Annotated in this window: 8 protein-coding genes; 7 read left to right on the top strand and 1 reads right to left on the bottom strand. The window is 74.0% G+C overall.

Annotated elements, in window-relative coordinates; genetic code table 11:
* Nucleotides 1–70: 70 nt before the first annotated feature.
* From H8838_RS01435 to H8838_RS01415, 5 genes are all read left to right on the top strand, one after another.
* Nucleotides 71–838: an enoyl-CoA hydratase-related protein gene (locus H8838_RS01435; protein WP_181309866.1), complete on the top strand. Its 768-nt coding sequence runs from the start codon at nucleotides 71–73 to the stop codon at nucleotides 836–838.
* 45 nt (nucleotides 839–883) lie between these two features.
* Nucleotides 884–1,441: a SigE family RNA polymerase sigma factor gene (locus H8838_RS01430; RefSeq protein WP_181309867.1), complete on the top strand. Its 558-nt coding sequence runs from the start codon at nucleotides 884–886 to the stop codon at nucleotides 1,439–1,441.
* The gene (locus H8838_RS01425) at nucleotides 1,438–2,760 is read left to right on the top strand and encodes a hypothetical protein (RefSeq protein ID WP_185995381.1); all 1,323 of its coding nucleotides are present in this window, start codon (nucleotides 1,438–1,440) and stop codon (nucleotides 2,758–2,760) included. Before H8838_RS01430 ends, H8838_RS01425 begins: the two co-directional genes overlap by 4 nt.
* Nucleotides 2,761–2,841: 81 nt before the next feature.
* Nucleotides 2,842–5,082 (top strand): HelD family protein, encoded by a 2,241-nt coding sequence (locus H8838_RS01420; protein ID WP_185995382.1) that lies wholly within the window; start codon nucleotides 2,842–2,844, stop codon nucleotides 5,080–5,082.
* A gap of 65 nt (nucleotides 5,083–5,147) precedes the next feature.
* A complete protein-coding gene (locus H8838_RS01415; RefSeq protein ID WP_185995383.1) occupies nucleotides 5,148–7,094 on the top strand; it encodes a glycosyltransferase family 2 protein in 1,947 nt (648 codons plus the stop codon).
* Nucleotide 7,095: 1 nt separating this feature from the next.
* On the opposite strand, the gene H8838_RS01410 is transcribed toward H8838_RS01415, so the two are convergent.
* Complete coding sequence (locus tag H8838_RS01410) at nucleotides 7,096–7,638, bottom strand: GrpB family protein (protein ID WP_185995384.1); 543 nt, start codon at nucleotides 7,636–7,638, stop codon at nucleotides 7,096–7,098.
* A gap of 69 nt (nucleotides 7,639–7,707) precedes the next feature.
* On the opposite strand from H8838_RS01410, the gene H8838_RS01405 reads away from it, so the two are divergent.
* Nucleotides 7,708–9,237, top strand: a complete 1,530-nt coding sequence (locus tag H8838_RS01405; RefSeq protein WP_185995385.1) for a molybdopterin-dependent oxidoreductase — start codon at nucleotides 7,708–7,710, stop codon at nucleotides 9,235–9,237.
* Nucleotides 9,238–9,341: 104 nt separating this feature from the next.
* On the top strand, nucleotides 9,342–10,007 hold the full coding sequence (locus H8838_RS01400; RefSeq protein ID WP_181309873.1) for a fasciclin domain-containing protein: 666 nt from the start codon (nucleotides 9,342–9,344) through the stop codon (nucleotides 10,005–10,007).
* Nucleotides 10,008–10,031 lie beyond the last annotated feature (24 nt).

Below are 10,031 nucleotides of genomic sequence, written 5' to 3'. Positions count from 1 at the left end.
GGCGATGTTAACGCAAGGTCTACGGCCCCCCCGACGCCCTTGACGGGCCCACCCCGGCACACTGTGCACCATGTCACACAGCCCGACGCCCGAGTCCCCGTTCGTCACCCGCACCACCGCCGACGGTGTCGCGACCATCACCCTGGACTCCCCGCACAACCGCAACGCCCTCTCGCGCAAGCTCGTGACCGAGCTGTACGAGCACCTCGAGGCGGCCGGACAGGACCCCGAGGTCCGCGTGGTGCTGATCCAGAGCTCCGGCAAGGTCTTCTGCTCCGGCGCCGACCTCTCCGAGGCGGCCACGACCAGCATGGAGGAGGGCACCCGGCGGATCATCGCGCTGCAGCGGCTGATCGCCACCATGCCGAAGGTGGTCGTGACCAAGAACCTCGGCGCGGTCCGGGCCGGCGGCATCGGCGTTGTCGCCTCCGCCGACATCGCCGTCTCCGCCGAGGAGGCGACCTTCGCCCTGACCGAGGTCAAGCTGGGCCTGGCCGCGGCGATCATCAGCCTCACGGTCTTCTCCCGGATGAACCCGCGCGCCGCGTCCCTGACGGCGCTGGGCGGCGAGGTCTTCACCGGCGCCGAGGCCCAGGAGTACGGCCTGGTCACCAAGGCGGTGCCGGCCGCCGAGCTGGACGAGTACGTCGCGAAGCTCTGCGCCGACGTGGCCACCGGGGCCAACCAGGGCATCGCGGAGTCGAAGAAGATCCTCAACGCCTCGCTGGTCGCCCGGATCGACGAGCTCGGCGACGAGATGTCCGCGCTGAGCACCCGGCTCTTCGGCTCCGACGAGGCGCGCGAGGCGATGACGGCGTTCCTCTCCCGGAAGAAGTAGCCGCCGCCAGGCAACCTCCGTCCCGCCCCGACCGGTAGAAGGGGCATGACCACCACGTCCGTGCACGAGACCCGGGAGGGGCCGGTGCCACCAGTCACCGGCACCGCGCCGGGCTTCGACGACTTCGTCGCGGCCCGCTCCCGGGGCCTCCTGCGCACCGCCTACCTGCTCACCCGCGACCACGCGCTGGCCGAGGACCTGCTCCAGACGGCCCTGGCCAAGGCGTGGTTCGCGTGGCGCCGCATCGACCGCGATCCCGAGCCGTACGTCCGCCGGATCCTGGTCACCACCTACTCCTCCTGGTGGCGGCGCAGGTGGAACGACGAGCGCCCCACCGAGCGGCTGCCCGAGCGCGGCGCCGCCGACGGCACCGGCGCCGCCGACGACACCCACGACCTGTGGGAGGCGCTGGGCCGGCTGCCTCGCCGGATGCGCGCCGTCGTCGTGCTCCGCTACTTCGAGGACCTCTCGGTCGGGGAGACCGCGGCGCTGCTGCAGTGCTCCACCGGGACGGTCAAGAGCCAGACCAGCAAGGCGCTGGCCAAGCTCCGCATCGACCCTTCCCTCGCCGCCTCGGACCTCATGGACGGAGACCGGGCATGAACACCCTGGACGACCTGCGCAGCACCCTGCGCGACCACGCCGCCGACCCTGAGCAGGCCGGCATGCTCGACACCCCGGCCCGTGCGGCCTCCCTGCGCGGGCGGGTCCGCGCCGTCCGTCGGCGCCGGATGGCCGGGGCGGGCGTGGTCACCGCGGCCGTGGTCGCCGCCGTCGCCCTGGCGCCGGTGCTGCTGTCCGGCGACCGGTCGCCCGGGCCCGCCAACGTGCCCGCCGAGCTCGCCGGGCACCCGGTGCCGGAGACGATCGAGGCGGCCGGCTGGACCTACGAGTACGCCGGCTCCGTCACGGGCACCGACCAGGTGGAGCTCGACCTGGCGGAGGCCGACGAGCCCCGGCTGCTGGCCTGGGCCAACGAGGTGACCCCGCCGCCGGGGCAGCTGGAGGCCTGGAAGGTCGCCGAGCCGGAGGGGTACGTCTACCAGCCCGAGGCGGCGGACTTCTCCCAGTACTGGCAGGCGCCGGCGGACGTGGCGGGCACCTTCACCTTCTACGGCCCGGGCGAGAACGCCCTGGCGGTCTACGAGCTCTCCGACGAGCCTCCGGCCGGCGTGACCGTGGAGGGCGTGACCTTCCGCGACCGGGTCGCCGGCGACCGGCTGATCGTCGCCAACGCCGTGCGCGGCGCGTCGACCCTCTCGATGCGGCTCACCGTCCCCACGGGGACGCTGCGGTTCGGGGCCTTCTGCGCCGGCCGCGACGGGCAGGTCGAGCTGGCGCTCTCCCTCGACGGGGAGGTCGTCTCCTCGGGCGGCGGCTGCGGGCCTCGCGCCCCGTTCGACCCCGGCGCCCACTGGACGGCCTCCTTCCCCGAGGGACTCGAGACCGACGCCGGCCCCGTGGCCCCCGGCGACGTGGTCGACGTCGAGGTGCGCCTGCTCGACGCCGACGGCGAACCGCTCGACGTCGGGGAGGACGTCGTGCTGGGTACCTCCTTCTACGAGATGGCGGAGCCGGCTGCCGAGGCCGCGGGGCAGGAGGTGCCGCGGCTGGTCGAGCACCTGGGGGTCACCTGGGAGCTCGACCGCACCGAGACCTTCGGCCGGGGCAGCCGCGCCGACCGGGGCCGACCGGTCGACGAGCCGTCGTTGGCGCACGTCTTCGTCTCCCGCGTCCCGCAGGGGGCCACCGCGCGGATCCGCGTGGGCGACCACGAGCGCTCCAACATCCGGGGCGAGGGCTCGGGCAGTATCGGCGGGATCCCCGTGCCCACCGGCAGCCGGGTCGGGGTCCGGATGGACGGCGCCGGGGCGGGCTCCCGGCACACGTGGGGAGCCGCGATCTACACCCGGGCCGACTGACGGGCCGGCTGCACGGTTCCCCGCTCCCGGCCGGTAGTCTTGAGCACTTGCCACCAGAGCCGTCAGGAGTGGGGAACCGAGTTGTCCGAAGAGCTCGTCGAGCGCGAGATCGCGACTGAGCAGGCGTTCGTGGACCGCGTGTACGTGCAGCTGGAGAAGTCCGCTGCCGCCGCGCAGCAGCTCGCCAAGGAAGGGCACAGCCGTGGCCGGCTGGGCCACGAGGGCGGGCTGGTCGAGCGCGACGCGATGGTCTTCCAGGCCGCGAAGCGGATGGCCCAGCTCGACGCCGCCCACGAGGGCCTCGTCTTCGGGCGTCTCGACCTGCGGGAGGAGCTGGACCCCGCCCCGCGCTACATCGGCCGGATCGGCCTGCGCGACGACCAGCGCGACTCGCTGCTGATCGACTGGCGCGCCCCGGCCGCCGCGGTCTTCTACCAGGCCACGGCCGCCACGCCCGAGGGCGTGGTCCGGCGCCGGGTGCTGCGCTCGGACCACCACACCGTGGTCGGGGTGGAGGACGAGCTGCTCGACGCCGACGCCCTGGCCGCCGAGGACCGGGACCTGCCGGTGGTCGGCGAGGGCGCGCTGATGGCCCAGCTCTCCCGGGCCCGCGACCGCTCCATGCACTCGATCGTGGCGACCATCCAGGCCGAGCAGGACCGGGCGATCCGGGCCCCGGGCAAGGGTGTCGTCTCCATCTCCGGCGGCCCCGGCACGGGCAAGACCGTGGTCGCCCTGCACCGCGCGGCGTACCTGCTCTACTCCGACCGTCGCCGCTACGAGAGCGGCGGCGTCCTGGTGGTCGGGCCCAGCGGCGTCTTCATGCGCTACATCGAGCGGGTGCTGCCCTCCCTCGGCGAGACCGCGGTGGCCCTGCGCTCGCTGGGCGAGGTGGTCGACGGGGTCCGCGCCACCCGGCACGACGAGCCGGCGGTGGCCGCGGTCAAGGGCGCCGCCCGGATGGCCGAGGTCCTCCGGCGCGCGGCCCGCCAGCAGGCGCCGGGCAGCCCCCGGGAGTTCAAGATCTTCTGGCGCGACGACTCGCTCCGGCTCGACGGTGCCGTGCTGCGCCGGGTGCGCGGCCAGCTGATGAGCCAGGGTGCGCGCAACCGGCAGCTGCCGCGGGTGGCCAACGCGCTGCTGGACGCCATGTGGCGCCAGGTCAAGGGGGAGCGCGGCCGCGAGCGGGGCCGCGAGCAGTTCGACGACGACATGCTCTCCACGCCGGCGTTCGTCGACTTCGCCGCCGACTGGTGGCCCCCGCTGACCGCCCGGGACGTCCTCGGCTGGCTGCGCGACCCCGAGTTCCTGGCCCGGGTCTCCGAGGGCGTGCTCTCCGCCGACGACCAGAAGCTGCTGCTGCGCTCGTGGCAGGAGGCTGACCCCGAGGGACGCGGCCTGCTCCCCACCCGCCCCGGCGTCGCCGAGCCGCTGAGCGTGGAGGACGTGGCGCTGCTCGACGAGCTGCGCTACCTGATCGGCGACGTGCCGCAGCGCACCGACGAGGACCACGACCTCGACGACACCCTCGCCTACCGCGACGGCGGGGTCGACCTGCAGGAGCTCACGACCGCCTCGGAGCGGGAGTACGCCCCGCGCGGGCGCGCCTGGTCCCCGCCGCTGCACAAGCTCGAGGACGACCCGTTCGCGCACGTGCTGATCGACGAGGCCCAGGACCTGACGCCGATGCAGTGGCGGATGGTCGGCCGGCGTGGCCGGACGGCGTCCTGGACGATCGTGGGCGACCCGGCGCAGTCCTCGTGGCCGGTCCGCGAGGAGGCCGAGGCGGCCCGCGCGGCCGCGCTCGAGGGCAAGCAGGTGCACTCCTTCCACCTGTCGAAGAACTACCGCAACTCCGCGGAGATCTACGACTACGCCGCCGCGTACGCCCGGCGGGTCGGCCTCGACGCCGACCTCCCCGAGGCCGTCCGCTCGACCGGTGAGGAGCCCGTGGAGCGCGACGCCGGCGCGGACCTGCAGGCCACCGTGCGCACCGCCGTGGGCGAGGTCGCGTCCCGGGTCGCCGGCACGGTCGGCATCGTGGTGCCGGTCGCCCGGCGCTCGCAGGTCAACGAGTGGCTGGCCTCGTGGCCGGAGTTCGCCGACGACGCCAGGGGGGCGGCGCGGGCGGTCGACCCGTCGGTCTCGCCGTCCGGCGACGACCGGGTGGTGGTGCTCACCGGTCTGGACACCAAGGGACTGGAGTTCGACGCGATCGTGGTCGTGCGGCCCGAGGAGATCGAGACGGAGTCGGCCACCGGCCGGGCGACGCTCTACGTCGTCCTCACCCGCGCGACGCAGCTGCTCACCGTGCTGCGCTGAGCGCCTATGCTGGCCCCGCCGGGGGGCCAGCAGGGCTCGCCGACCACACCAGAGAGGCGTTGCCCGTGACCGCCCCCCGCCGCTTGACCACCGTGCTGATGGACTGGCGGGAGGCAGGGCCGTCCGCGCCCGCGGGCGTCGAGGGCTGGGAGCCGGACGAGCGTGTGGTCGAGTCGTGGGCGTGTGCCCTGGCCGGGGCGGACGCCTCCGCCGACCTGGTCCGGGTCGTGGTGGGCAGCGGGCGGCGGAGCCCCGAGCTGCACCGCACCGCGCCGGTCTCGACGCTCCTGGTCGGGGGTGAGCGCTGGTGGCTGGACGCAGTGGAGGCCCTCGGACTGGCGGACACCGACCTGCTGCTGGTCTCCGAGGCCACCTCCTCCCCCTCGCCCCTCGCGGTCTCCCGGCTGCTGGCGGCGTACGGCGGCCCCGGCGAGCTGGTGGACGCCCGGGTCCTGCCGACCGAGGTACGCGCCATGCTGTCCGAGGCCGAGGAGGACACGCTGGAGCCGCCGCTGCCGGAGGTCGGCCCGTACCAGGTCTCGGGGGCCCTGGTGCTGCTCGACGCCGGCACCTTCCGCACCCTGGGCCAGGCCTGGACCTCGTCCCCGCAGGACGGCGCGGGCGAGCGACTGGAGGAGCTGCTCGAGGTCGCCGGCGCCCGGGTCGTCCCTGCGCCCACCGCCACGGTCTTCCGTCGCGTCCGGGTCGACCAGGAGGGGCACCCGCTCCGGCTGGACGCTCCGCTGCCCGAGCTGGACGAGGTCCCCCCTCCGCGTACGTCGGGCTCGCTGCACCCCGCCGTCCTTCCCGCGACCTCGCTCAGCTCGTTCCTCGGCGCCATCGGGATGCGCCCGTCGGCCACGGAGGCCGACGCGTCCGATGCCGAGCAGCGTCCGTTCCTGTCGATCGTCACCCGCACCCAGGGGCTGCGGCCGCACACCCTGGAGGACGTGCTCACCTGCCTGGCAGCCCAGACCGACCGGGACTTCGAGCTGCTGCTGATGTGCCACCGCGCCGCACCCGAGGCGGTGGCCGCGACCCGCGGAGTCATCGCGGAGTTCCCGGCGTGGCTCAGGGAGCGGGTGCGCGTGCTTGAGGTCTCGCGGCCCGGGCGCTCTGCGCCGCTCAACGACGGGTTCCAGGCCGCCCGTGGGCGCTACCTCGTGATGCTGGACGACGACGACACCGTCCTGGAGCACTGGGTGGAGACGTTCCACCGGGCGGAGTCCGAGGCGGAGGGGATGCTGCTTCGCTCCGTGGCCCTGCTCCAGCCGGTGCGCACCGACCCGAGCACCGACGAGTTCCTGCCCCGGGCGGTCGCACCCGCCCGGCGCGAGTGGCCACTGCGCTACGAGATGATCGACCACCTGCGGGCCAACTACAGCCCGTGCATGACGATCGCCTTCCCGCGGGGCATCTTCCACTCCCTCTCCCTGCGCTTCGACGAGACCCTCAACACCACCGAGGACTGGGACCTGATCGTCCGCTCAGCCGGGGTCGTGGGCGTGCACTCGGTCCCGGAGATCACCACCGTCTATCGCTGGTGGGGCGCCGGCTCCTCCCGCGACGAGCACGACAAGGCCGAGTGGGACGAGGCCATGCACCGGGTCCTGGACAAGTTCGACCAGGTCGAGATGCTGATGCCCCCGCACGCTTTCGAGCGGTTCCGCGCCATCCTCACGAGCACCCAGCACGACGCCACGAAGATGAACGACCAGGCGCGCGAGCTCGCCACCGTGCTCCATCACACGAACCTGCAGCTGACCGAGGTGGCCGAGGACCGGGACCGGATGCGGGACAAGGCGCAGCGGCTGAGCGAGAAGCTGCAGCGGCGCGCCGAGCGCCAGCAGCAGCGACTGGACCTGTTGCGCCAGGTCGACCTGCTCCTGCTGGACCGACCGGCCGACCGGCCGGAGGGATCCATCGTGGACCTCACCCCACGCGAGCTGGAGCAGCTGGTCGCCCGGTTGTCCGAGCAGCCCGCGCGCCGCGGTTGGCGACTGGGCCGCTAGCTCACGCCCCGCCCTTGAGGAGCAGCACGGCCAGCCGCTCCTGCTCGCTCAGGTCCGACTCCTCGAGCACCCGCTGCAGCACCATCGACTTGCCGGCGACGTAGCTGGGCATGTCCATTCCCGGCTGCGCGGCCAGCATCCGCTTGGTCGCGGCGTACTCGTCGCGCAGGTCGTCGCGGCGGCGCAGGACGTCGCGCACGGCCAGGTGGGTGCGGAGCGCGAGGGTTCCGGTCAGGCAGACGTAGACGTTGCGCCGTGGCTCGGAGTCGGGGGCGCTGAACGCCTCCCGGCCGGTGACGCCCAGGTCGCCGCGGTGCAGGTAGCCGATCGACTCCAGGGCGTCGATCGCCGCCTCGGTGTCTGGCCCGTCGACCACCACGTCGATGTCGAGCACCGGCTTGGCGGCCAGCCCCGGCACCGAGGTGGATCCCACGTGCTCCACCCGCGCCGACGCGACGTGGATCAGCGCGACGCGCAGCTCGGCGGCGACCTCCTCGAACTCCGCGGCCCAGCGCGGGGACCAGGGCACCACCTCGATCGACATGCCCCCAGTGTCGTCGTCGCTGCGCCCCGCGGAGCAATCCGTGCGCGTCGTCGGCTCCGAAGACTCCTCATGGCTCCCTCCCGTCTCCAGGCCCGGCTGACCGGTGCCGCGGCGGGGATCCTCGCCGCCGGTACCGGCGCGGCCGCCGCCCACCTCGTCGCCGCCCTCACCGATCCCGCGACCTCGCCGGTCCTGGCCGTCGGCTCCCAGGTCATCGACCTCACCCCCACCCCGGTCAAGGAGTGGGCGGTCCGCGAGCTCGGCACCGCCGACAAGCCGGTGCTGATCGGCAGCGTGCTCGTGGGCACCCTGCTGCTCGCGGCGCTGGCCGGGATCGCCGCCCGGCGGTGGTTCGTCGCCGGTGCCGCCGGGATCGTGCTGCTCACCGGGGTGGCCGGCTTCGTGGCGGTGACCCGGCCCGAGGCGGGCGCGTCCGCCGTGCTTCCTGCGGTCGTCGCCGCGGCCGTGGGCGTCGCGGTGCTCGCGCTGCTGACTCCGCGGCCACGGCGCGACCCGGCGGAGCGGGCCCCGGGCACCGGTCCGCTGGGGCGGCGAGGCTTCCTGCTCGCCGCCGGAGCCGCCATCGCGCTCGCGGGCGCCGGGGAGTGGAGCGGCCGCGCGCGCACCCGGATCGCCGACGTGGTGCTGCCCGCCGCCCGGCGCCCGGCCGCCCCGTTGCCGGCCGGCCTGGAGGAGCGGTACGCCGGGATCTCCCCGTTCCGCACCCCCACCGGCGACTTCTACCGGGTCGACACCCGGCTCACCCTGCCGGTGGTCGACCTGGACGGGTGGCGGCTGCGGATCGACGGCGACGTGCCCCGGCCGGTGGAGCTCACCTTCGACGAGCTGCTCGCCATGCCGCTGGTCGAGCGCGACATCACCATGACCTGCGTGAGCAACGAGGTGGGCGGGGAGTACGTCGGCGCCGCCCGCTGGCTCGGCGTCCCGCTGCCGCGGCTGCTCGCTCGGGCGGGGCTGCGCTCCACCGCGGACACCGGGGCCGACCAGCTGCTCTCCACCGACGTCGACGGGTTCACCATCAGCACCCCGCTGGAGGCGGTCCTCGACGGGCGGGAGCCGCTGGTCGCGGTCGGGATGAACGGCCGGCCGCTGCCCCGCGAGCACGGCTTCCCGGTCCGGCTGGTCACCCCCGGCCTCTACGGCTTCGTCGGCTCGACCAAGTGGCTGACCCGGCTGACCCTGACCACCTACGCCGAGGAGACGGCGTACTGGACCGAGCGGGAGTGGGCCACCGACGCGCCGGTGAAGGTCTCCAGCCGGATCGACACCCCCCGTCCGCTCTCCACCGCCGACGCCGGCCAGGTCGTCGTGGGTGGCGTCGCGTGGGCGCAGCAGCGCGGCGTCGCCGGCGTCGAGCTGCGCGTGGACGGTGGCGCCTGGCAGCCGTGCGAGCTCGGGCCGTACGCCGGGATCGACTACTGGCGGCAGTGGTACTTCCTCTGGGACGCCGAGCCGGGCGAGCACATGCTCGCGGTCCGGGCCACCACCGAGGACGGCGAGGTGCAGACCAGCGCCCGGATGACCCCGTTCCCGGAGGGCTCGACCGGGGTCCAGGAGATCGTCGTGCGCGTCGCCTGAGGAAAAACCGCGAGATCGACCAATCCGGTCCTCCCCCAGCCGCGAACTCCTTGCGACACGCGGCCTCGGGTCGCTCCAGATTCCCCGACCGAAGGACGAGAACGATGCGTACTCTCACCCGCACCACCGGACTGGCCGCGATGGCCCTGACCCTCTCCCTCGGCCTCGTGGCCTGCGGGGACGACAGCGACGGCAACAGCGCCGGCAGCGACAACTCCTCGGAGTCGACGATGGAGTCGCCGAGCGACTCGATGAGCGAGTCCCCCAGCGAGTCGATGAGCGGTTCCGCGATGGACGACGACGCCGCGTTCGGCGAGGCCTGCGCCTCCCTGCCGGCCGACGGCCCCGGCTCGGCCACCGTGATGGCCGAGGAGCCCGTCGCCACCGCCGCCTCCGGCAACCCGCTGCTCGGGACCCTGGTCACCGCGGTCGGCGAGGCCGGCCTGGTCGACACCCTCAACAACGCCGAGGAGCTGACCGTCTTCGCCCCGACCGACGAGGCGTTCGCCAAGATCCCGAAGAAGGACCTCAACGCGCTGCTCAAGGACAAGAAGGCGCTGACCCAGGTGCTGACCCACCACGTGGTGGAGGGCGAGCTCGGCCCGGACGAGATCGCCGGCGAGCACACCACCCTCAACGGCGACACCGTCGAGGTGACCGGCGAGGGCGAGATGTGGGAGGTCGGCGACGAGATGGCCAAGGTCCTGTGCGGCAACGTCGAGACCGACAACGCCAAGGTCTACGTCATCGACACCGTCCTGATGCCCTGATCCGGTTCCACCGACTCCTGTTAC

This window comes from Nocardioides campestrisoli (assembly GCF_013624435.2).
In the GTDB taxonomy this organism is placed as follows: Bacteria; Actinomycetota; Actinomycetes; order Propionibacteriales; family Nocardioidaceae; genus Nocardioides; species Nocardioides campestrisoli.
This window is presented reverse-complemented; position numbering and strand designations above follow the sequence as displayed.